Genomic DNA, 21,559 nt, shown 5'->3' with positions numbered 1-21,559 from the left:
ATGACCGACGACCCTCGCTCCGGACCCCCTTCCCGGTCGACCCCGGACGGCCTCGGCCGACGGGCCGTGATGCTGGGCGGCGCCGGCGCCATCGGCAGCGTCTTCCTCGGCACCCGCCTCGGCTTCGGGCAGCAGGCCCAGCGGCCCACGGTCGTTCGACCGGCCGGCTCGGGCCCGGCCAAGTCGGTGCACCTCGTCGGCACCGACGGCTGGGTGAGCATGCCGGCCGGCTCGCCACCGGACCTCCCCTTCTTTCCCGACTCGCTCGCGCCCGACGGCTTCGACACCTACGTCTTCGGGTTCCGTGACGTGACGCAGATGTCGACGGCCGCCGAGGTCGCCGCGGTGCGCGGCAAGGCGCAGATCAGCGCCCCGATGCTCGCCTTCGACGAGGGCGACGAGGTGACGATCACGCTGTCGAACCTCGGGCTGATGCAGCGGCCGGACCTCTTCGACGGCCACACCCTGCACTGGCACGGCTTCGTCAACGCCATCCCGCTCTTCGACGGCGTGCCGGAGCTCTCGCTCGCCGTGCCGATCGGCCGCGACCTGGCCTACCACTACCGACCGCACGACGCCGGGACGTACATGTACCACTGCCACTTCGAGGACGTGGAGCACGTGCAGATGGGCATGACGGGGATGGTCTTCATCCGGCCCGCCCAGAACCAGCACCCGGTCAACGGTGACCCGGTGGGCACCAAGTACGCGTACAACGACGTCGACGGCAGCACCCGCTACGACCGTGAGTTCGCCTTCATGGTCACCGAGCTGTGGTCGGCAGCGCACTACCGTGACGCCCACATCCAGGTCAGTGACTGGACCGACTACGCGCCCAGCTTCTGGCTGCTGAACGGTCGCGGCTACCCCGACACGATCGCCCCACCCGGCGACCCCAGGACCACGGCCGCGGGCCGCCTTCAGTACCAGCCGATCTCGTCGCTCATCACGTGCAACGTGAACGAGACGGTGCTGCTGCGGCTGTCGAACCTCGGCTACCAGAACCACGCGTTCACGCTCGACAACGTCGACATGCAGGTGATCGCCAAGGACGCGAGCCTGCTGCGTGGGCGCGACGGCACGACGAACTACCAGGTCACCAACACCGTCGACATCGGCCCCGGCGAGAGCCGCGACGTTCTGGTCACTCCGCGCAGGGAGGGCGAGTACCTGCTCTACGACCGCAACTACGCGTACCTGGGCAACGGCGGTGGGACCGGCTGGGGCGGCATGATGACCGTCCTCCGCGTCGGCGCTGCCAAGCACTACGGGCCCCAGACCGAGCCCAACACCTGATGAGCCGACGGAGGATGACCATGCGACTCAACCGACCACGACGTCACGACCTCGGCGGCGCACTGCGACGGGGCCGGGCCGGCCGAGCCGGCCGCGCCCGGCGGCGCATCAGCGTTCTCGGCGCCGTCTTCGCCGTCGTCGCCGCGGTGGCCTTCGGGTCCAACGCCGGCGCGCAGGCGGCCACCTCGGAGGGGCTGCTCTGCGAGCAGGACGCCCAGCAGACCTTCTCCCTCACCGCCCGGACCGGCTACATCTCCACACCGGACGGCAACTCCATCTACATGTGGGGCTACGGCATGAGCGCGGGCAACTTCCAGCTGCCCGGCCCGGTCCTCTGTGTCACGTCCGGGCGCACCGTCACGGTGATCCTGCACAACGACCTGCCCGAGGCGACCTCGATGCTCTTCCCCGGACAGGCCGGGGTCAAGGCGGACGGCAACCCGGCCCAGCCGCAGTTCGACTCCGGTGGCTCGCTGACCTCGATGGTCCAACCGGCGGCTGCCGCAGGCGGATCCGTGACCTACACGTTCACGGCGGGCTCGCCCGGCACCTACCTCTACTCGAGCGGCACCGACGTCACCAAGCAGCAGCAGATGGGTCTCTACGGAACCCTCGTCGTGCGGCCGAAGACGGCCTCGGGCCAGGTCAACGACCGCGCCGACTCGGCGTTCAGTCCGCAGCACGAGTACGTCTTCCTGTTGTCTGAGGTCGACCCGGACGTGCACCTCGCGGTCGAGCGCAACCAGCCCGTCGACTGGTCGACCTACAACGCGCGCTACTACCTCATCAACGGCCGCAGCATGCCCGACACCCTGGCGCCGAACAACGCCTCGTGGCTGCCGAGCCAGCCCTACGGCGCGCTCGTGCACGTCAGGCCGTACGACCAGACGACGAACCCGCTGCCGGCCGTGATCCGCTACGTCAACGCGGGCCGGGTCAGCTACCCGTTCCACCCGCACGGCAGCGACGAGCGTGTCGTCAACAAGGACGGCCGGCCGCTTCAGGGCACCGATCCCACGGCGCCGCAAGACCTCTCGTACCTCAAGTACGACATCGACGTGATGCCCGGCCAGACCGTCGACGCGCTCATGGACTGGCGCGACGTCGAGCACTGGGACCCGACGACGAACCCGATCCCGACCCAGCTCCCGGTCATCACCGACCAGCTGCTCGTCGGCGCCGACACGTGGTTCAGCGAGAGCCCGTACCTCGGCCAGAAGGGCACGTTCCCGGCGAACATCACGGTCAACAACGAGTGCGGCGAGTACTACCACGTGGCCCACAGCCACGCGCTCCAGCAGGCCACCAACTACGGAGCAGCCTTCGGCGGCATGATGACGGTCTTCCGCATCGACCCGCCCGCCGGCTGCCCGGCGAGCTGAGGACGATTCCGATGACCTCTCGACCAGTCAGCATGCGGCGCCGGCTCGGCGTCGCGGTGGCCGCGACCGCGCTCGCGACCGTCCCCTTCGCGGGCTCCGCTCTCGCACGATCGATCCCGTATGCCGCCGGGGCTGCCAGCGCGGCCGCGGCACCAGCCGCTGCGGCGCCTTCAGTCGCTCCAGCGGCGCCCGCGGGGAAGCTCACGCCCTCGACCCCCGGCTGCACCGTCACCCCGGCCGCCGCACCCGACCCGGAGGTCGTGCGTTGTGACCTGTGGGCCAGGGCCGGCACGAACCAGGTTCTGGGGCAACCGATCCCGATCTGGGGCTACTCCACGACCGCGAGCGGTGCGGCCACCGCGCCCGGCCCGGTGATCGTCGCCAGGCAGGGTGACCGCGTCGAAGTGACCCTGCACAACGCGCTGGGTCAGCCGACGTCGCTGGCCTTCCCGGGCCAGCGGGCGGCCGACTTCACCGAGGGCCTGTCCACGGCCGCCGAGGACGCGGGCGTCGCTCCCGACGGCACGGCGCGCTACACCTTCACCGCCTCGCGGGCCGGCACGTTCCTCTACGAGGCCGGGCACACGGCCAACGGGGCGCGGCAGCTGGCGATGGGTCTCGCCGGCGCCCTCGTCGTGCTCGGCGACGGCACGGCATACGGCCACGCCTATGACGACGAGGCGGTGCTCGTGCTCAGCGAGGTCGACCCCGCCCTCAACGCGAACCCGACGGGCTTCGACATGCGCGACTACCACCCGGCCTACCGGCTCATCAACGGCAAGCCGTTCCCGTCGAGCGACCCCGTGCCGACCGACCCGGGCCACACGGTGCTGCTGCGCTACGCGAACATCGGCGCCGAGCTGCACTCGATGAGCACCCTCGGCGCCGGCCAGACGGTGCTGTCGCACGACGGCCACGCCCTCGCCTTTCCCGAGCCGTCCGTCGTGGTGCCGGTCGACCCGGGCGTCACGGTCGACGCCCTCGTGACGGTGCCGACCGGTCCCGAGTCGAAGGTCGCGGTCTTCGAGTCCGCTGCGCGCCTCGACAACGCCGGCCAGACGGCCGGCCCCGACTCTCCCCAGGTGGCCTTCGGAGGCATGATGACCTTCCTCGACACCAACGCGCCGCCACCCACCGATGACGCGGTGGGGCCGGTGTCGACGGCGATCAAGGCCTCACCGCTTCCCTCGGACGGCACCAGCGCGGTCACCGTCACGGCGACGGTGAGCGACGCGACAACCGGCAACCACCTCGTCAAGGGCGCCGAGTTCGTCGTCGACGACGGGACGTCGGTCGGACCCGGCTTCGGAACGGCCATGAAGGCGGCGACGGGCACCTTCCCGGCGGGAACCATCGACGTCACGGGGACCATCCCCGCCCTCGCCACCGCGGCCGACTGTGCCCTACCCACGCCGCCGCTCGACCTGCACTGCCTCACGTCGGGCAAGCACACGGTCTTCGTGCGTGGCCAGGACACCTCGGACAACTGGGGCGTCGTCGGGTCGGTCATCCTCAACCTCGCCAAGGCGGGGCCGCAGACCACCGCGCTCAGCGTCAACCCGAAGCCGGCCAGTGGAGCTGGCAACGTCACCGTGAGCGCCACGGGCGACGACACCGCCGCTGGCGGCACCATCACCGGGGCGGAGTACTTCATCGGCACTGCCGGCGCAGACGGCACGGGCACGGTGATGACGCTCAACCGGTCGGCCACGAAGGTCGCCGAGACCGGCTCCATCCCGGCGGCGACGGTCAAGGGTCTCGGCGAGGGCACCACCCAGGTGTGGGTGCACAGCCGCAACTCCCAGAACATCTGGGGCCCGGCCGTGCCGGTCGACCTCGTCGTCGACCTGACCGCACCCGGCGTCAACGCCTCGACCGTCGGGCCGAACCCGACGAACGGCGTCGTGGGCTCGAAGTCCTACCCCGGCTACCTCGTGATCTCCGCCGACCTGGAGGACCGCGACGCCGGCAACGGGCTGCAGAGCAACATCGTTGCGGCAGAGGCGTTCGTCGACCCGGCCACCACGACCCCCACCGGTGGCACGGGCCTCACGCTCATCGCCGTCGACGGCAAGCTCGACTCGCCGAGCGAGCAGGTCTACGGGCTCATCCCGCTCACCCAGGTGCGGGCCATGGCCGGCGGTGAGCACCGCGTCGTCGTGCGCGGCAGGGACGCCGCAGGCAACTGGGGCAGCCTCACGGCGAACAACGCCCTCGTGCGGCTCCTCGTCGACAAGACCGCACCGGTCCTCGGCGCGCTGGGCGGCACGCTCAACTCGACCAACGGGACTGCGACGCTGACCCTGTCGGCCACCGCGACCGAGACCCCGCCCACCGGATACGTCGGTCCGCGCTTCCAGGCGGCCGAGTACTGGACGGGCACGACCGACCCCGGCGCCGGCAAGGGCACCCGGGTGCAGGTCACCGACGCGAACAACGTCGTGTCGGCGGCGATCCCGCTCGACGGCATCGCGGGCGGCAGCGTGCAGTTCAACCTGCGCGTGCAGGACGCGGCCGGCAACTGGAGCAACGTGGCGTCGAAGGTCATCTCGGTGGTCCGCGCCAACGCGATCTTCAGCGACACGTTCGACAGCGGCAACCTGTCGGCCTGGACGAGCATCACCAACGTCGCTCGGGCCGTGGTCGACGCCGCCGCCGGCAACCCCGTCCGGGCCGGCAACTACGGCCTCGCGGTCAGGCTCCCGGGCGGCACGTCCAACGGGCCGGCGTACGTCACCGACGACAGCCCGCTGAACGAGACGACCTACCACGCGCAGTTCTCCTTCAACCCGAACACCCTGGTGACCGGAACGGCCTGGGTGACGGTCTTCGAGGGGCGCACAGCCACCGGTCAGGCCTTCGCGGTGCAGTTCCAGCGCAACACCAGCGGGACGACGTCGGCTCGACAGCTGCGGGTCGTCATGAACCGCAACGTCCTCGGCAACACGACGGGCGCGTCGATCACGGCCGCCAACGCGGCCGGCGCGCACACCGTGCGCGTCGACTGGAGCCAGGGCACCGGAGGGTCGCTGCGGTTCGTCGTCGACGGCACCGCCCGCTACACGCTCACGGGCAACAACACCGGCACCGCGATGCAGGTCCAGTCGGCCCGCCTCGGCATCACCGCCGGCACCACCACCGCGACGACCCTGGCGGGCACGGCCTGGTTCGACTCGTTCGTCTCGACCCGGATCAGCATCCCCTGACCCGGTCCCACCTCGTGCCGGGGCCACCTGCCCGTGGCCCCGGCCGGCACATCGGAGGGCAGTCCGAATGAACACCACCACCACCACCTACGTCCCGACCCCGGACGCGGCTCCGCAGAAGCAACCGCGACCCCCGTGGGTGCGGGTCGCCATCGCCGTCGCGGCGGTCGCCCTCGTCGCGCTCCTGGGCCTCGTCGCGGGCCGCCTGGTCCGCGGCGGCGACGACCCGGGCGCCCAGCCGTTCCCGCAGTCGAGCCAGATGGAGACCGCGCTCGGCGTGCGGTTCTCGCGGGTGGCCGTGGTCGGCGACGGAGGCCTCGTCACGGTCAGCTACGTCGTGCTCGACGTCGACAAGGCCACCCGCTTCCTCGGTGACACGAAGCACCCGCCGACGCTGCGCAGCGAGGCGCGGTCGGCCTTCACGACGCGGGTCTCGATGATGCGGCAAGGTCACATCAACCGGGCCGGCGCGACCTACTACTTCGTCTACCAGAACACGGGGGGCGCGCTCCGCAGCGGCGAGGAGATGACGATCGAGTCCTCCGGCCTCCGTCTCGAACACGTCCCGGTGCTGTGATGCGCTCCCCGCTCCGGTATGCCGTGGGCCTGGCTCTCGCGCTGGCCGTGGCACTCGCGCTCGTGGTCGTCGGTGCCGCCCCGCCCGCGTTGGCGCACGCGTACCTCTCGTCCAGCACGCCGCCCGACGGGTCGAGCATCTCGCAGGCACCACGCTCACTCGAGCTGCACTTCACCGAGCACGTCGTCCTCGCGTCGACCGAGGTCGTCGTCACCGACACGCAGGGCCACCGGCTGCCGGCGTCGAAGCTGACGCTCGTCGGCGAGGACGAGGACCGCGAGTCACCGTCCACCGTGGTGGCGGCACTGCCGCCGCTCGGCGTCGGGGCCTACCACGTCACCTGGCGCACACTGTCGGCCGACGACCTCCACGAGTCCGGCGGAGTCCTCGCCTTCGGCGTCCAGAGCACGGTGCAGGCCGCCGGGCCGAGCGAGGCCGACCCGGACCTGCTCGAGCTCGCCGGTCGGTGGGCCGTGCTCGGCGCGCTCGCGGCGGGCCTGGGTGCGGTCGTCGTCGGCGGGCTCCTGGTGCGGGGTGCAGCGCGCGACGGCACCCCGCTCCGGACGCCCGGTCTCGTGGGGCTGCGTCGGCTGGCTTCACGCGCTCTCTGGGTGGGCGCAGCCGCTGCCCTGCTGGTGCTCGTGGCGGACCTCCTACGGTTCGGCGGGCAGGCGGTGACGAGCACGTATGCCGTCCGGTGGGGAGCGCGCGAGCTCGCGCTCGCGGTCGCCGCCGTGGCCCTGCTCCCACGTCGCTCGCCAGGGCGCCGGGCGGAGCGAGGTCGGGGCGTCGTCGCTGCCGCTGCCCTTGCAGCAGTGGCGCTCTCGACCGTGCTGCTCGGGCACACCGGCATGCGCGGCGGCCTCACGTGGGTGGTCGCCTCGACCGCGCACCTGTTCTCCTCCCTGCTCTGGCTCGGGTCGGTGGGCGCGCTCACTCTGGTGGCCCGTCGGTCCCGACGTTTCGGCCTCTCTCGGGCGGAGCTCAGGGTGCTGCTGCGCCGGTTCGCCGTCCCGGCCACGTGCGCGGTGGCGGTCGTGGCCGTCTCGGGCGTCTACATCGCCAGCGACGTCGTGGTCTCGGTCGACGCAGCCCTCCTGACCACCTACGGCCGGATCTTCCTCGTCAAGCTCGTCGCGGCAGCCGTCGTCGGCGTGCTCGCGCTGGGCACGGCCCGCGCCACGCGAGCCACGCGAGCCGGCACGATCGAGTCGCCCGGACGCGCACCTCGACTGCGGCGCGAGGGCGTGGGGCTCGCCGTCGTCGTCGCCCTCGGGGGCCTGCTGTCGACCGGCCAGCCCGCGACCGCACCCCAGCTCGTGACGCGCGACGAGCCGAGCGTCGTCGACAGCCGTCCGGTGGCCGATCTCCAGCAGGCGGTCGCCCTGCGGCCCAACCGTCCCGGGGCGACCGTGGCCATGGTCGACGTGTTCGACACCCGGCGACCGTCGCCCGGTCCGGTCACCGGTGTGACGGTGGCCCTGCGCGACGGTGCGGGGCCGGCAACCGCCCCGACGACGGCTGGTGGTCCTGCGCCCGTCGCCGCCGAGCACGTCTCCGGTGCGCGGTGGGCCGCGGGACTGGACCTGCCGACGGGCGGCCCGGTGGAGCTCGTGGTCACGGTTCACCGGCGGGGACTTGCCGACGTGCGCAGCACGGTGCGGTGGGTGGTGGCACCGAGCACCTCGGTCGCGCCGCTCGTGTCACGGTCGCCACTCGCCGCTCCGCTCATCCGGACGGCCCTGCTGCTGGCTGCCCTCTGCGGACTGGCCGCAGCCATACTGGTCTGGACCCGAGGCCGCTCACGTCGGGCACGGTCGACGGCCGGCCGAGTGGCAGCCGAGTCAGACAAAACGGATTCGCGGGCGCCAGAGCAGCTTTCGCGTTCTACTTGAGACAGTCGCGGGCCCGGGGGGTCGGGCCCGCAACAGCACGGGAGCACGAGAGATGCGTCAGCGGATGGAGCGCCTGGTCGCGGCGGGGGTCGCCGCGGGTCTGGGCTGCGCGCTGCTCGGCGCTGTTCCGGCTCGCGCGGCCGACGACGGGTCGACCGCAGCCACTCCCTCGCCGACGGCGCAGGCCGGTCTCGCGTTCGGCCCGGCCCTCGGTGGCGCCGCTGCACCCTCCCCGACCGCGACCGGCGGGTCAGACGCGTCTGGCGGGACCGGCGGGACCGGCGGGACCGGCGACTCACCGAGCCGGCCGGCAGACCAGCTGACGACGCTCGGCGGGCTCGGCGGTGAGCTGGTCACGCCGCTGTTCGAGCGGCTCCTCCTGACGGCCGGTGCGGTGCTGACCGCGCAGCAGGCCAGGCCGGCCGGACCGGGCGACCCGACCCAGTCCGACTCGGGCACGCCGGCCGACCCGGCGACGCTCCAGCCGGGCGGGGGCACGAGCGCCACCTCCTCGACGTGGCAGCCGAGGGCTGACATCCAGGTGCCGACCGCCGTGGCCGTGCCACCGAAGGGCTCGAGCAACGGTCCACTGTCGAAGGAGCAGATCATCTGGGCGGCCTACACAGCGGCGGCGGCGAAGAAGAGCTCCTGCCGTATCCCGGTCATGCTGCTCGCCGCGATCGGCGAGGTCGAGTCGTCCTCGCTCCGCGGCCGCCGGCTCGACGCCTCGCACGACGCGGTGCCCCCCGTCCGGGGGCCGGCCCTCACCGGCGGCAACTACGCCGCGATCCGCGACAGCGACGGCGGCCAGTTCGACGGCGACCCCGTGTGGGACCGGGCCGTCGGGCCGATGCAGTTCATCCCGGCGACGTGGCGCATCTGGGGCGCGGACGGCAACGGCGACGGCATACGCGACCCGCAGAACATCGAGGACGCGGCCCTCGCAGCGGCGAACTACCTCTGCGCGGGCGGGCGCGACCTGTCGCAGGCCGCCGACCTGCGCGCGGCCGTGCTGTCCTACAACCACTCCCAGCGCTACCTCTCGACCGTTGTCGGCATCATCCAGGCGGTGACCTCCGGAGCCCTCGCCGGCCCCTGACCGCCAACTCCCACCCATCTGGTGGGGATGGATCGGATGCCGGACCCGTTTGGGCCAAGATAATCGCCGGTTATACATTCGATCACATGACCGTCACCGACCCCTCGACCGCGACTGCGTCCACAGCGCACGTGCGCCCCGGCACCCGGCCGCCCCGCGGTGGCCGTTCCAACGGCCAGTGGAAGGTCGACGGCCCCGAGCCGCTCAACGGCAACGAGACCTGGAAGCAGGAGGACAACGGGCTCAACGTCCGCGAGCGCATCGAGCAGGTCTACTCCCGTGAGGGCTTCGACTCGATCCCGACCCAGGACCTGTCCGGTCGCTTCCGCTGGTGGGGCCTCTACACGCAGCGCAAGCCGGGCATCGACGGCGGCCGCACCGCGCAGCTCAGCGACGACGAGCTCAGCGACCGCTACTTCATGCTCCGTGTCCGCAGCGACGGCCAGGCCCTGACGCCCGAGCGGCTCCGGGTCCTCGGAGGCATCTCCACCGACTTCGGCCGGGACTCGGCTGACATCACCGACCGGCAGAACATCCAGTACCACTGGATCGGCATCGAGGACGTGCCCGAGATCTGGCGTCGGCTCGAGGCCGTCGGCCTCCAGACGACCGAGGCCTGCGGCGACACCCCGCGAGGCTTCCTCGGCAGCCCCGTCGCCGGCGTCGCGGCCGACGAGATCATCGACCCCACGCCCGTCATCCAGCGGATCACCGAGAAGTACCTCGGCGACCTCGACCTGTCGAACCTGCCGCGCAAGTTCAAGACGGCCATCACCGGTCACCCGAGCCTCGACGTCGTGCACGAGATCAACGACATCTCGCTCGTCGGCGTCGTGCACCCCGAGCTCGGCCCCGGCTTCGACCTCTGGGTCGGCGGCGGCCTCTCCACCTCGCCGCGCCTCGCCGAGCGCATCGGCGTCTTCGTGTCCGAGGGCGACGCCGTCGACGTCTGGCACGGCGTCATCTCGATCTTCCGCGACTACGGCTACCGCCGGCTCCGCAACAAGGCCCGCCTCAAGTTCCTGATGGCCGAATGGGGCCCGGAGAAGTTCCGCGAGATCCTCGAGACCGAGTACCTCGGGCACCCCCTCCCCGACGGACCGCCCCCCGCGCCAGCCACCGGCCCCGGCGATCACGTGGGCGTGCACCTCCAGAAGGACGGCAACTACTACGTCGGCGCCGCCCCCACCGTGGGGCGCATCAGCGGCACCCTGCTGACCCGCCTCGGCGACCTCGTCGAGGCGTACGGCGCCAGCGCGGTCCGACTCACGGCCCATCAGAAGCTCGTCGTGCTCGACGTGCCGGCCGCCCGCGTCGACGACTTCGTGGCCGACCTCGAGGGTCTCGGCCTGACGGCGAGGCCGAGCCCGTTCCGCCGCACCACGATGGCGTGCACCGGCATCGAGTACTGCAAGCTCGCCATCGTCGAGACGAAGCAGACCGCCACGGCCGCCATCGCCGAGCTCGAGACCCGGCTGGCCGACCTCGTCGAGGACGGCTCGCTCGATGCCCCGATCCTGCTCAACATCAACGGCTGCCCCAATTCGTGCGCCCGCATCCAGACCGCCGACATCGGGCTCAAGGGCCAGCTCGTCACCGTCGACGGAGAGCAGGTGCCGGGCTTCCAGGTGCACCTCGGCGGCGGCCTGGCCGCCGTCGACCGCGACGAGGCCGGACTCGGGCGCACCGTCCGCGGTCTCAAGGTGACGGCCGACGACCTGCCCGACTACGTCGAGCGCGTCGTGCGCACCTTCGTCGACCAGCGTGAGAAGGGCGAGACCTTCGCCGTGTGGAGCCACCGTGCCGAGGAAGGAGCCCTCCAGTGACCGCAGTCCCCCTGGCCACCCCGAAGGTGCCGCGCAAGCGGCGCTCGGAGGCAGAGCTCAAGGCGATCGTCGACGACTTCGATGCGACGCTCGGCGCAGACCCCCAGCACGAGCCGACCGCCGACGAGGTCGCCGCCTGGGCGGCGTTCCACTTCGACGGCAGCCTCGCCGTGGCGTGCTCGATGGCGGATGCCGTTCTGCCGCATGTCGTCTCGCGCTTCGCACCGGGCGTCGACGTGCTCTTCCTCGAGACCGGCTACCACTTCTCCGACACGATCGTGACCCGCGACATCGTGGCCGAGGACCTCCCGATCACTCTCGTCAACGTCATGCCCGAGCTGACCGTGGCCGAGCAGGACGAGAAGTACGGCCCGCGGCTCTACGAGCGAGACCCGGCCCTGTGCTGCCAGATGCGCAAGGTCGAGCCACTGGCCCGCACCCTCCCGCTCTACGAGGCCTGGGTCACCGGCGTCCGTCGTGAGGAGGGCCCCACCCGCGCGGACACCCCGCTCGTCACCTGGGACGCCAAGAACGGCCTGGTCAAGATCAACCCGCTCGCAGCGTGGACGTTCGACGAGCTCCTTGCGTATGCCGCCGACAACCAGGTCGAGGTCAACTCCCTTCTCTCCGACGGCTACCCGTCGATCGGCTGCGAGCCGTGCACCCGCCGGGTCGAGCCCGGCGAGGACCCCCGCGCCGGCCGTTGGGCCGGCTTCGCCAAGACCGAGTGCGGACTCCACACATGACGACGACCACGAAGACCGCCCACGCCCAGGCCGACTCGACGACGTCGGCAGACGACGCGACGCAGGCGGCCGCGTACGTGCCGGTGTCCTCGTCCGACCGCCGGCTGAGCCAGCTCGACGCGCTCGAGGCCGAGGCGATCCTCGTCATCCGCGAGATTGCCGGCGAGCTCGAGCGCCCAGCGCTGCTCTTCAGCGGCGGCAAGGACTCCGTCGTCATGTTGCACCTGGCGACGAAGGCCTTCTGGCCGGCGCCGATCCCCTTCCCGGTGCTGCACGTCGACACGGGCCACAACTTCCCCGAGGTGCTCGCCTACCGCGACGAGACCGTCGAGCGGCTCGGCCTGCGCCTCGTCGTCGCGAGCGTGCAGGACTACATCGATGACGGCCGCCTGCGCGAGCGCGCCGACGGCACGCGCAACCCGCTGCAGACCGTGCCCCTGCTCGACGCCATCAACGACAACCGTTTCGACGGTGTCTTCGGCGGCGGCCGGCGCGACGAGGAGAAGGCCCGCGCCAAGGAGCGGATCGTCTCCCTCCGTGACGAGTTCGGCCAGTGGGACCCCAAGAACCAGCGGCCCGAGCTGTGGAACCTCTTCAACCCCAGGCACCGTCCCGGGGAGCACGTGCGGGTCTTCCCGATCAGCAACTGGACCGAGGTCGACATCTGGCGCTACATCGAGCGCGAGGACATCCCGCTCGCACCGCTCTACTACGCCCACGAGCGCGAGGTCTTCCGCCGCGACGGCATGTGGCTGGCCGTCGGCCCGGTGAGCCGGCCTCGCGACGACGAGCCGGTCGAGAGGCGCCTCGTGCGCTACCGGACCGTCGGCGACATGTCATGCACCGGAGCCGTCGAGTCACCGGCGACGACCAACGCCGACATCGTGATCGAGGTCGCCGCCTCGACCCTGACCGAGCGCGGTGCCACGCGTGCCGACGACCGCATCTCGGAGGCCGCCATGGAGGACCGCAAGAAGGAAGGCTACTTCTAAATGGCCACCACGACCCAGACCCCCGAGGTTGCGGTCGCCGCGACGCTCGACCCCGCCGCCGTCGCGGGCGCCGCCCGCGGCACGCTGCTGCGCCTCGCCACGGCCGGCTCCGTCGACGACGGCAAGTCGACCCTGGTCGGCCGCCTGCTCCACGACACGAAGTCGGTCCTCTCCGACCAGCTCGCCGCCGTCGAGCGCGTGTCCCGCGACCGCGGGCTCACCGCAGCCGACCTGGCGCTGCTCACCGACGGCCTGCGCGCCGAGCGCGAGCAGGGCATCACCATCGACGTCGCCTACCGCTACTTCGCCACGGCGAACCGCTCGTTCGTGCTCGCCGACTGCCCCGGGCACGTGCAGTACACCCGCAACACCGTCACCGGCAGCTCGACCGCCGACGTCGTCGTGCTCCTCGTCGACGCGCGCAAGGGCGTGCTCGAGCAGACCCGACGCCACCTCGCCGTCACCGCGCTGCTCCGCGTGCCGCACGTCGTCGTCGCGGTCAACAAGATCGACCTCGTCGGCTTCTCCCAGGAGGTCTACGACCGCGTCGAGGCCGAGGTGCAGGCCGTGGCGCGCGAGCTCGGGGTCGAGGACGCCATCGCCATCCCGGTCAGCGCCCTCGACGGCGACAACGTGGCCGAGCGCTCCACGCGTACGCCCTGGTATGCCGGTCCCAGCCTGCTCGAGCTCCTCGAGGCGCTGCCCCCGTCCGAGGACCCCGCCAACGAGTCGTTCCGACTGCCGGTCCAGCTCGTCATCCGCCCGCAGGGCGCGGCGCGCGACGAGGCCCATCGCGACTACCGCGGGTACGCCGGCCAGGTCGCCTCCGGCGTCGTCCGCGTCGGTGACGAGGTGGTGGCGCTGCCGTCCGGAAAGCGCACGACGGTCACCGGAATCGACCTCGGCGAGGCCACCCTCGACGAGGCCTTCGCGCCGCAGTCGGTGACGCTGCGGCTCGCCGACGAGATCGACATCTCGCGTGGCGACGTCATCGCTGCAGCCGCCGACGCTCCCGAGCCGACGCAGGACATCAAGGCCGTCGTCTGCTGGCTGGGCGACGCACCGTTGCGTCCCGGGCAGCGGCTGCTGCTCAAGCACGGGTCGCGCACGGTGCAGACCGCCGTCCGCACGCTCGACGGCGCCCTCGACCTCGACGACCTCCACACCGTGCCGTCGGAGTCGTTGTCGCTCAACGACATCGGACTCGTCTCGTTGCGGCTCGCCTCGGCGGTTCCGGTCGAAAACTACTCGACGTCGCGTCGCGGCGGGTCCTTCCTGCTCATCGACGCCCACGACGGCCGCACGGTCGCCGCTGGCATGGTCGGTGCCACGCTGCCCACCGCGGCAGACGCCCCCTCCGAGCCCGAGGGTGACGAGGAATGGGAGATCTGAAGCCGGCGCTGCCGGTCGTCCTCGACCTGACCGGCCGCCTCGTCGTGGCCGTCGGCGGCGGGCCGGTGTCGGCACGCCGGGTGCGCTCCTTCCTCGACGAGGGGGCAGTCGTGCGCGTCGTCGCGCCGTGGCTCTGCGAGGACCTGCGCGATCTCGCCGTGGCCGGCCAGGTAGACTGGGTCGAGCGCGACTACGCCGGACCCGCCGACCTCGACGGCGCCTGGTTCGCGCACACCGCGACGGGAGAGGGGTCGGTCGACCGCGAGGTCGCCGCCGACGCCGAGGCCCTGCGCGTCTGGTGCGTCGACGCCACCGATGCCGCCGGCACAACCGCCAGCGTCGCCGCCCGCGCCGACGTCACCACGCCCGACGGCCGGGTCACCGTCTCCACGTATGCCGCCGGCGACCCCGGTCTGGCCGTGACCGTCCGCAACGGGGTGGAACGAGCGCTCGCCTCGGGCACGCTCGACCTGCGACGCACCCGCACCCACGGCCGTCGCGGCTGGGTGGCCCTCGTCGGCGGCGGACCCGGCATCGACGGCCTGCTCACGACCCGCGGCCACGAGCTCCTGGCCTCGGCCGACGTCGTCGTCGTCGACCGGCTCGCCCCACGCGCCGTCGTCGACCGCCTCCCCGCCTCGGTGCGCGTCATCGACGTGGGCAAGACGCCCGGCAACCACCCCGTGCCGCAGTCGCGGATCAACGACATCCTCGTCGAGGAGGCCCAGCGCGGCCTCGGCGTCGTGCGCCTCAAGGGCGGCGACCCCTACGTGCTCGGCCGCGGCGGCGAGGAGCGCGAGGCCTGCGAGGCCCACGGCATACGCGTCGAGGTCGTGCCCGGCGTGACGAGCGCGGTCAGCGTTCCCGCGGCGGCCGGCATCCCGGTGACCCACCGCGGTGTCGCGCGCGGCTTCACCGTCGTCACCGGCCACGAGGACATCCCGGCGCTGCCCACCGGCAGCGATCACACGCTCGTGCTGCTCATGGGCGTCACCCAGCTCGCGCGCACCACCGAGCTGCTCGTCGCTCACGGGCGGGCAGCGGACTGCCCGGTGGCGGTCGTCGAGCGCGGCTTCCAGCCCGACCAGCGCACGACGGTCGGCAGGGTCGCGACGATCGCCGACCTCGCTCGCGAGCGCGGCGTCCGCGCCCCGGCCGTCATCGTCGTCGGCGACGTCGTCCGCCTCGCCCCGGAGTGGAAGCACCGGCACTGACGCAGCGGCACCGACGCAGCGCTCCGCCGAACAACCCCCAATCGAAAGTACGCGTAGTCACGCGGAAGATGCGTGACGGAGCGTTCTCTCGATCAGAAGCCGATCGAAAGTACGCGTAGTCGCTCCGTTGCTCGCTGGGGGGAGTCAGTGGAGGGCGGCTGCCTGCGCCTCGACGATCTCGGCGAGCTGGGGCCACCGGACCGATCCGGCCCGCCCGCCGAGCGCCGCGACCACGACGGCGCTGCCCACGAGGCACCACACCGTGAGGGTGCGGGAGTGCTCCCCGTCGAGGACGAACGCCTGCTCCGCCGCCTGGACGTGCCCGACGCCCGTCACCGCGGGCGGTGACACGGTGCGAAGCTCGCCGACGTCGGAGAGCCCCTTGGTCCTCGGCATCGTTCGCGGCAGGGCCCGGAGCTCGTCGAGCCCGGCCCGGGCATCCTCCGGCGAGGCGAACGGGATGACCTGGATGAACAGGTCGGCACGGCCGACCTCCTGGTAGCCGCGCACGCTCGTCACGGACCGCGCGGCGCGGGCGCGCGTGATCGCGTCGCTCGTGCTGCCGCTCGCCCCGGTGCGGTAGGTCCGCTGCCCGCGTGCCGCCCACGGACCGCCGGGAACATCGCGCGCACGGAGGCAGGCGTTGCGCGAACCGATCGACCTCACCTGCGCCAGCATGAGGCGCCCGATACTCGTCACGCGGTCACGATATGCCGACTCGCGGCACTCCGATCGCCAAGGGCGCGCAGGGCACGGGTGCGCCGTGAGTACCCGGCGGGATCAGGTGACGGCGGCGAGGATCCGGTCGATGCGAGGCAGCGTCACCGGGTCGTCCGGGATCTCGAGGAACCACTGCGCGAGGCGTGCCCGCTCGGCCTCCTTGGTCGCGCCGACCCAGCGTGAGCAGGCGAGCTGGCCGATGTGGGCCTGCTCGGCGACGAGCATCGTGAAGTGGCCGCGGCGGGTGACGTGGCCCGGCCCCCCGGCGTCGCGGTATGCCGTGTTGAGCCGACGCGCACGCGCCGGGTCGTCGTCGCCGAACTCGAAGAGCACCATCGCAAGCTCCTGGCTGGGATCGGCCGGGCCCATGTTCTCGTAGTCGATGACGCAGATGCGGCCGTCGGCGGACTCGAGCACGTTGTCGGCCCACAGGTCGCGGTGGCAGGTGATCGGTGCCTCATGCGGCTCGATGACCGACTCGACCGCGACGAGCTGGTCGACGAGGGCCCCGAGCTCGCCGGCGAACGGTGCGTCCTCGTCGACGAGTCGCCGGTGCAGCTCTCGCCAGCTCGACTCGCCGAACCCGGTGGCGAACCAGTTGTCGACGGCGGCATCGGTGGGCGCCCCGGCGTGGTGCAGGGCCGCGAGGGTGCTGCCGACAGCAGCCGGATCGAGCTGTCGTGACCGCGATCGCAGGTCGACCCACTCGAAGACGCGCACCGCGGTGTCGTCGACGAGCGTCGCGACGTCGCCGTCCGGCGTTCGCACGAGCCGGGGCGTGAACACCCCTGCTGCCAGGGCAGCCTCGACGAAGTTGGCGTCGCGGGACACGTCGGCGAGGTCAGGGCTGGCGAACCACTCCTTGACGGCATGGCTGCCGGCGCCCGTGTCGAGCCGCCAGACCTGGCCGAGCTGCCCGCGCGCGACCGGCCCGCTCAGCCGCACGGGTCCGGGGAGGTCGTAGGCGTCTGCGACCGCGTCGGCCGCCGATGGGGTCAGCACAGCAGTTCCGCTCAGCAGGCTCGGGTCACGGCACGAGCCGCCAGATGGCGATGACCACGGTGACCACGGCGAGGGCCACGGCCGCCCACCCGAGCGGGGACCGTCCGGACCGGCCGCGACCGAGGAGCAGCAACATCGCCGCGAGCACCGACAGCACCGCCGCCACCACCGTCTCCTCCGGGCCGGTGTCGATGGCGCGGATGACGAGGGTGTCGCCGAAGCCCAGGCGGGCGATGCGACCGAGCAGGCGCACGACGAAGAAGAGCCACCACCCGACGGTGACCCAGAAGAGAGCGAGCCCGACCTGTCCGACGAGTGGGTCGACCGCCCGGGCGGCCCCGCCGGCGGTCGCCCCGGTTGACGTGGTCGGAGGTGCGGCACCCGGCGTCGGCCACCAGCCGGGCTGGACGGCATACAGACTCGGGGCGACGGGCGGGACTGGCGGCTCCGGTGTCACGGGTGACGCGAGGGGCAGCTCACGCGTGGGCTCGGCCACGGGCAGCGCCTGGGTGGGCAGCGGCACGACGAACTGCTCGTCGGGTCGGCCCGACCCTGGTGCGGACCCGGCCGGGCCCGGGGGGTCGCTCATGGCGACAACGTACCCCCGCGCCCGACCGGCGAGCTCACTCCTGCGCTGCGGCTCGCTGCTCGTCGTCGAAGGCGATGAGCGAGGAGGCCTCCTGCATCGAGGCGCCCGCGGCCACGGCCGAACGGGTGCGGCCGATGTTGCGCGACGTGGCGGCCATCGCGGCGGCGACCCGGCCCCGGCTGTAGGTCATCGAGTTGGCGGCGGCGACCCCGATGCTCGAGCCGACCTCGATGGCGTCCTGGTCGGCGCCCATGTAGAGGAACTGCCAGCCGTAGTCCTTGGTCTGGCGCTCGATCATGGCCTTGACCTGCGGGTGGGTGAGCTCGCGCGAGGCGTTCTCGTGGCCGTCGGTCATGATGCCGACGATGACGACGCCGGGCCGCTCGTGCTCGGGCAGGGCGGCGAGCCGCTGGCCGGCCTCGCCGACGAGCCGGCCGATCGAGTCGAGCAGCGCGGTGCTGCCTCGCGGCGCGAGCTGCAGCGGCGGGACGTCGGCGACGGGCCGGTCGCGGAAGACCTCCTCGTACTGGTCGTCGAACTGCGCGAGCGTGACGCGACACTGTCCGGCCTGCGATCGCTGCTCCTCGATGAAGGCGTTGAAGCCGCCCTCGGTGTCGTCCTTGATCGACTGCATGGAGCCGCTGCGGTCGAGCAGGAAGTAGAGGTGGGTGAGGTTCGGGTCGGTCATGGTGGTCCCCTCTCTGGAGCAGTCAGGTGGTGGTGCGTCGGGCGCGGAAGCGCATCGGTTTCGGTTGGTCGGGTTGGTCGGGCGCCTCTCGGTGTCGCCCCTCCTCGAGGTCGTAGCGGGCGCGTTCGACGCCGGCAGCGGTGACGCGACCGGCGTCCGAGCCGTATGCCGCGAGCAGCCGGGTGCGGGCCAGGCGTGGTCCGACGGCGTTCTCCGACAGGCCCGCCAGCGCGCCGGCCGTGCGGATCGTGCCGCCCTCGGAGACCAGCACGGCGGCCATGGCCTCGTCGATGGCGGCGGTGACGTGCTCCTGGGCGATGCGCAGGAGCGGCAGCGCGGCACTGGGGACCTCGGCGTCGGCGTCGGCGAGAGCAGTGCGGGCGGCGTCGATCGCCGTCCGGATGGTCTCGCTCGAGGCCGATGGTGAAGGGGTCTGCGGGTGCTCGCTGCTCATGCCTCCACCATGCCGCATTAACTGCGGCTGCGCAATAGCAGCGCTGCCGCATCTCCGTCGCCGCGCACGTCGAGGCGCCACGGCCCCGAAACCGACGTCCGGTGTCGGGGCGGGAAGTGCGCCAGGGCGCGGTTTCGGGCACTTCCCGGCGCCGATCGCGTACGAAAGTGCGCCGTGGCGCGGGAGGGGGCGAGGGCGTACGCGGCGTGCGGAGTCGGGCGGTCACGAGCTCCAGGCGGGGAAGCCGGGAGTGAGCTCGTGACCGCCCGACGAGCGAGCGACCGGTGGTGGGGCGGTCAGGCGAAGCTGAACAGGGCGATCGGGTCGGAGGTCGGCTGCCCCGAACCGCCGGCGGGTTCGAGCGTGATGCCGGCGCCCTTGGCCTTGCTCGCGTCACCGTCGAGCACGACGACCTGGTCGGCACCGGGCGGCATCACGCCGGCCGAGGCCATGTGGCCGGTCGGGTCCTGCAGCCACAGCTGGTAGACCTTCCCGCTCGGGGCGTTGGCCATCCCCGAGGTGACGATGACGGCCTTGTGGAGCGACTCGGAGCGCCAGACCGTCGCCGTCGAACCGTCGGGGAAACGCTTTGCGGTCTCGGTCGCATCACCCGCGGCGAGCACCTGGTCGGCGATCGCCCGGGAGGGGTCGGTGTTGATCTGGCGCCACGCGGTGAACCCACCGATGGCGAGCACGGCGACGGTCGCGGCGGCCACGACGAGGCGCCAGCCGCGGGTCAGACCGCGGGCCCGGGAACGCCGGCGGTCGCCGAGCTCGTCGGCGCCCTGGCGCTCGTCCGTGCCGGGACCCCCTGCGGGGTCGACGGTCGCACCCGAATCGGGCGTAGGCGCCTCCGGAGCAGGTGCGGGGGGCCGAACGAGGTCATCGCCCCGCTCGTCGCGCGGAGCCGTGAGCGGCGGCAGCGGTCGGACGTTCGCGATGTCCCCGAGGACCTTCGCGCGGAGGGAAGCCGGAGGGGAGGCCTCGGACAGCACCGACAGCTCCGATGCCGCGGCGACGAGGCTCTCGACCTCGGCCTGGCAGGCGGAGCAGCCGGCGAGGTGGCGTTCGAACCGGGCCCTCTCGACGTGGTCGAGGGCGTCCACGGCATAGGCACCGGAGAGCGCGTGGATGTCGTCGCTCACAGTGTCACCCCCAGCGTGTCTCGTAGTCTGATGAGTCCATCACGGATGCGTGTCTTGGCGGTCCCGAGCGGCAGCTCGAGCATCGAGGCCACCTCCGTGTGGGTGTAGCCGCCGAGGTAGGCGAGCTCGAGCGCCTGCCGTTGGGCCGGCGTCAAGGTGTCCAGGGCCCGATGAACCCGCTCCGCATCCAGCCGTTCGACGACGGCCTCCGACGTGGAGTCGTGGGTGACGTCCTGGGTGCTGGCGCCGTAGCCCTCGTCGCGGTGGCGGGCGGCTTCCGCCGACCGGACCCGGTCGACGGCCTTGCGGTGGGCGATCGTGAGCATCCACGACAGGGCGGCGCCCTTGTTCGGGTCGAAGCGTGCGCTGTGCCGCCAGATCTCGAGGAAGACCTCCTGGGTCACTTCCTCGGACTGGGCGGGATCGCGCACGACCCGGCGGACGAGGCCGAAGAGCCGGGACGAGACGGCGTCGTAGAGCTGCGCGAACGCGGTCTCGTCACCGGTCGCCGACCTGCGGAGCAGCTGCTCCAGCGGGACGGGGCGGGTGGTGCCCTCCGGCGAGTCATCGCCGGAGGGAACCACCGAGAACCGTGACATGGGGTCCATTGTGTCGCCCGTCGTCGTGGTGTGCGTCAGCCTGGTCGGGAGACGATCAGGGCATCAGGACGCCGTCGATGATGTACACCGTGGCGTTGGCGGTCGGGACGTTGCCGCAGATGACCTTGGCGTCCATCTTGCCGACGGTGAAGTTCTCGCCCGAGCCCTTGACCGTGATCGTGGTGCCGGCGAGGGTCTTGTGGTCGCCCGCCAGCTTGTCGGGGGCGATCTTGCCGGCCACGACGTGGTTGGTGAGGATCTTGGTCAGGGTCGGCTTGTCGGCGAGCACCTTCTTGAGGTCGGCGGCCGGGATCTTGGCGAACGCGTCGTTGACGGGCGCGAACACGGTGATCTCGGGGGCCGAGTTGAGCGTGTCGACGAGACCGGCGGTCTTGACGGCGGTGACGAGCGTCGACAGCAGCGGGTTGTTGGTCGCGGCGGTCGCGACCGGGTCGGTGGCCATGCCGTTGAACGAGCCCTTGCCATCCTTCGGAACGGCGGCGCAGCCCGCGCCGAAGACGGCCGCGGAGGCGTCCATCGACTGTGACGAGCTCATCGTCTCGGACGGGGTGCTCGTCATGGTCTCGGCCGGGGTGCTGGCGGCAGGCGTGCTGCCGGCGCCGGCAGAGGCGGTGTTGTCGCTCGAGCTGCCGCAGGCGGCGAGGCTCAGGGGCAGGGCGATCGCGAGTGCGACCAGGCCGGTGCGGGTCTTCAGGGACGTCATGTCAGTCACTCCT

General features: G+C 72.2%; 19 protein-coding genes. 11 read left to right on the top strand and 8 right to left on the bottom strand.

The features are described 5' to 3' along the window. The 11 genes from AB4091_RS06265 to cobA all read left to right on the top strand — a co-directional run bounded on the left by AB4091_RS06265 (position 1) and on the right by cobA (position 15,625). Entirely contained in the window at positions 1 to 1,296 is a 1,296-nt protein-coding gene (locus tag AB4091_RS06265; protein ID WP_442290869.1) for a multicopper oxidase domain-containing protein, read from the top strand. A 20-nt stretch (positions 1,297 to 1,316) separates the two neighbouring features. Further along, a complete protein-coding gene (locus AB4091_RS06260; RefSeq protein WP_442290868.1) occupies positions 1,317 to 2,678 on the top strand; it encodes a multicopper oxidase domain-containing protein in 1,362 nt (453 codons plus the stop codon). Positions 2,679 to 2,689: 11 nt separating this feature from the next. Continuing rightward, positions 2,690 to 5,884, top strand: a complete 3,195-nt coding sequence (locus AB4091_RS06255; protein ID WP_442290867.1) for a multicopper oxidase domain-containing protein — start codon at positions 2,690 to 2,692, stop codon at positions 5,882 to 5,884. 67 nt (positions 5,885 to 5,951) lie between these two features. After that, entirely contained in the window at positions 5,952 to 6,461 is a 510-nt protein-coding gene (locus tag AB4091_RS06250) for a hypothetical protein (RefSeq protein ID WP_442290866.1), read from the top strand. Then, the gene (locus AB4091_RS06245) at positions 6,461 to 8,356 is read left to right on the top strand and encodes a copper resistance CopC/CopD family protein (protein WP_442290865.1); all 1,896 of its coding nucleotides are present in this window, start codon (positions 6,461 to 6,463) and stop codon (positions 8,354 to 8,356) included. Before AB4091_RS06250 ends, AB4091_RS06245 begins: the two co-directional genes overlap by 1 nt. 52 nt (positions 8,357 to 8,408) lie before the next feature. Beyond that, positions 8,409 to 9,455: a lytic transglycosylase domain-containing protein gene (locus AB4091_RS06240; RefSeq protein WP_442290864.1), complete on the top strand. Its 1,047-nt coding sequence runs from the start codon at positions 8,409 to 8,411 to the stop codon at positions 9,453 to 9,455. Between the two features lie 86 nt (positions 9,456 to 9,541). Beyond that, the gene (locus AB4091_RS06235) at positions 9,542 to 11,281 is read left to right on the top strand and encodes a nitrite/sulfite reductase (protein ID WP_442290863.1); all 1,740 of its coding nucleotides are present in this window, start codon (positions 9,542 to 9,544) and stop codon (positions 11,279 to 11,281) included. Then, positions 11,278 to 12,027: a phosphoadenylyl-sulfate reductase gene (locus AB4091_RS06230; RefSeq protein ID WP_442290862.1), complete on the top strand. Its 750-nt coding sequence runs from the start codon at positions 11,278 to 11,280 to the stop codon at positions 12,025 to 12,027. The genes AB4091_RS06235 and AB4091_RS06230 overlap by 4 nt, the downstream gene beginning before the upstream one ends. Further along, the gene (gene cysD / locus AB4091_RS06225; protein ID WP_442290861.1) at positions 12,024 to 13,019 is read left to right on the top strand and encodes a sulfate adenylyltransferase subunit CysD; all 996 of its coding nucleotides are present in this window, start codon (positions 12,024 to 12,026) and stop codon (positions 13,017 to 13,019) included. Before AB4091_RS06230 ends, cysD begins: the two co-directional genes overlap by 4 nt. Continuing rightward, on the top strand, positions 13,020 to 14,411 hold the full coding sequence (locus AB4091_RS06220) for a sulfate adenylyltransferase subunit 1 (protein ID WP_442290860.1): 1,392 nt from the start codon (positions 13,020 to 13,022) through the stop codon (positions 14,409 to 14,411). After that, complete coding sequence (gene cobA, locus AB4091_RS06215; RefSeq protein ID WP_442290859.1) at positions 14,399 to 15,625, top strand: uroporphyrinogen-III C-methyltransferase; 1,227 nt, start codon at positions 14,399 to 14,401, stop codon at positions 15,623 to 15,625. The genes AB4091_RS06220 and cobA overlap by 13 nt, the downstream gene beginning before the upstream one ends. 144 nt (positions 15,626 to 15,769) lie before the next feature. Here cobA and AB4091_RS06210 read toward each other — a convergent pair whose 3' ends face one another. The 8 genes from AB4091_RS06210 to AB4091_RS06175 form a co-directional block, all read right to left on the bottom strand. Then, the gene (locus tag AB4091_RS06210) at positions 15,770 to 16,324 is read right to left on the bottom strand and encodes a hypothetical protein (RefSeq protein ID WP_442290858.1); all 555 of its coding nucleotides are present in this window, start codon (positions 16,322 to 16,324) and stop codon (positions 15,770 to 15,772) included. A gap of 81 nt (positions 16,325 to 16,405) precedes the next feature. Continuing rightward, positions 16,406 to 17,347: a phosphotransferase enzyme family protein gene (locus AB4091_RS06205; protein ID WP_442290857.1), complete on the bottom strand. Its 942-nt coding sequence runs from the start codon at positions 17,345 to 17,347 to the stop codon at positions 16,406 to 16,408. Between the two features lie 25 nt (positions 17,348 to 17,372). Next, positions 17,373 to 17,936, bottom strand: a complete 564-nt coding sequence (locus AB4091_RS06200) for a hypothetical protein (protein WP_442290856.1) — start codon at positions 17,934 to 17,936, stop codon at positions 17,373 to 17,375. 34 nt (positions 17,937 to 17,970) lie between these two features. Further along, positions 17,971 to 18,624, bottom strand: coding sequence for a vWA domain-containing protein (locus AB4091_RS06195; RefSeq protein ID WP_442290855.1), 654 nt, complete (start codon positions 18,622 to 18,624; stop codon positions 17,971 to 17,973). A 22-nt stretch (positions 18,625 to 18,646) separates the two neighbouring features. Continuing rightward, entirely contained in the window at positions 18,647 to 19,078 is a 432-nt protein-coding gene (locus AB4091_RS06190; protein ID WP_442290854.1) for a hypothetical protein, read from the bottom strand. Between the two features lie 296 nt (positions 19,079 to 19,374). Beyond that, a complete protein-coding gene (locus tag AB4091_RS06185) occupies positions 19,375 to 20,223 on the bottom strand; it encodes an anti-sigma factor (protein ID WP_442290853.1) in 849 nt (282 codons plus the stop codon). Next, positions 20,220 to 20,831 (bottom strand): ECF RNA polymerase sigma factor SigK, encoded by a 612-nt coding sequence (gene sigK / locus AB4091_RS06180; RefSeq protein ID WP_442290852.1) that lies wholly within the window; start codon positions 20,829 to 20,831, stop codon positions 20,220 to 20,222. The genes AB4091_RS06185 and sigK overlap by 4 nt, the downstream gene beginning before the upstream one ends. Positions 20,832 to 20,877: 46 nt before the next feature. Further along, entirely contained in the window at positions 20,878 to 21,546 is a 669-nt protein-coding gene (locus AB4091_RS06175; protein ID WP_442290851.1) for a fasciclin domain-containing protein, read from the bottom strand. Positions 21,547 to 21,559 lie beyond the last annotated feature (13 nt).

Source organism: Terrabacter sp. 2RAF25, assembly GCF_052115265.1.
In the GTDB taxonomy this organism is placed as follows: Bacteria; Actinomycetota; Actinomycetes; order Actinomycetales; family Dermatophilaceae; genus Terrabacter.
This window is presented reverse-complemented; position numbering and strand designations above follow the sequence as displayed.

Bases quoted from the DNA above. Each gene is read 5' to 3' on its own strand.
- AB4091_RS06255 (WP_442290867.1), top strand. From the start codon at position 2,690: ATGACCTCTCGACCAGTCAGCATGCGGCGCCGGCTCGGCGTCGCGGTG.
- AB4091_RS06200 (WP_442290856.1), bottom strand. From the start codon at position 17,936: ATGAGCGACCCCCCGGGCCCGGCCGGGTCCGCACCAGGGTCGGGCCGA.
- AB4091_RS06240 (WP_442290864.1), top strand. From the start codon at position 8,409: ATGCGTCAGCGGATGGAGCGCCTGGTCGCGGCGGGGGTCGCCGCGGGT.
- AB4091_RS06245 (WP_442290865.1), top strand. From the start codon at position 6,461: ATGCGCTCCCCGCTCCGGTATGCCGTGGGCCTGGCTCTCGCGCTGGCC.
- AB4091_RS06260 (WP_442290868.1), top strand. From the start codon at position 1,317: ATGCGACTCAACCGACCACGACGTCACGACCTCGGCGGCGCACTGCGA.
- AB4091_RS06220 (WP_442290860.1), top strand. From the start codon at position 13,020: ATGGCCACCACGACCCAGACCCCCGAGGTTGCGGTCGCCGCGACGCTC.
- cobA (WP_442290859.1), top strand. From the start codon at position 14,399: ATGGGAGATCTGAAGCCGGCGCTGCCGGTCGTCCTCGACCTGACCGGC.
- AB4091_RS06175 (WP_442290851.1), bottom strand. From the start codon at position 21,546: ATGACGTCCCTGAAGACCCGCACCGGCCTGGTCGCACTCGCGATCGCC.
- AB4091_RS06250 (WP_442290866.1), top strand. From the start codon at position 5,952: ATGAACACCACCACCACCACCTACGTCCCGACCCCGGACGCGGCTCCG.
- AB4091_RS06190 (WP_442290854.1), bottom strand. From the start codon at position 19,078: ATGAGCAGCGAGCACCCGCAGACCCCTTCACCATCGGCCTCGAGCGAG.
- sigK (WP_442290852.1), bottom strand. From the start codon at position 20,831: ATGGACCCCATGTCACGGTTCTCGGTGGTTCCCTCCGGCGATGACTCG.
- AB4091_RS06265 (WP_442290869.1), top strand. From the start codon at position 1: ATGACCGACGACCCTCGCTCCGGACCCCCTTCCCGGTCGACCCCGGAC.
- AB4091_RS06195 (WP_442290855.1), bottom strand. From the start codon at position 18,624: ATGACCGACCCGAACCTCACCCACCTCTACTTCCTGCTCGACCGCAGC.
- cysD (WP_442290861.1), top strand. From the start codon at position 12,024: ATGACGACGACCACGAAGACCGCCCACGCCCAGGCCGACTCGACGACG.
- AB4091_RS06235 (WP_442290863.1), top strand. From the start codon at position 9,542: ATGACCGTCACCGACCCCTCGACCGCGACTGCGTCCACAGCGCACGTG.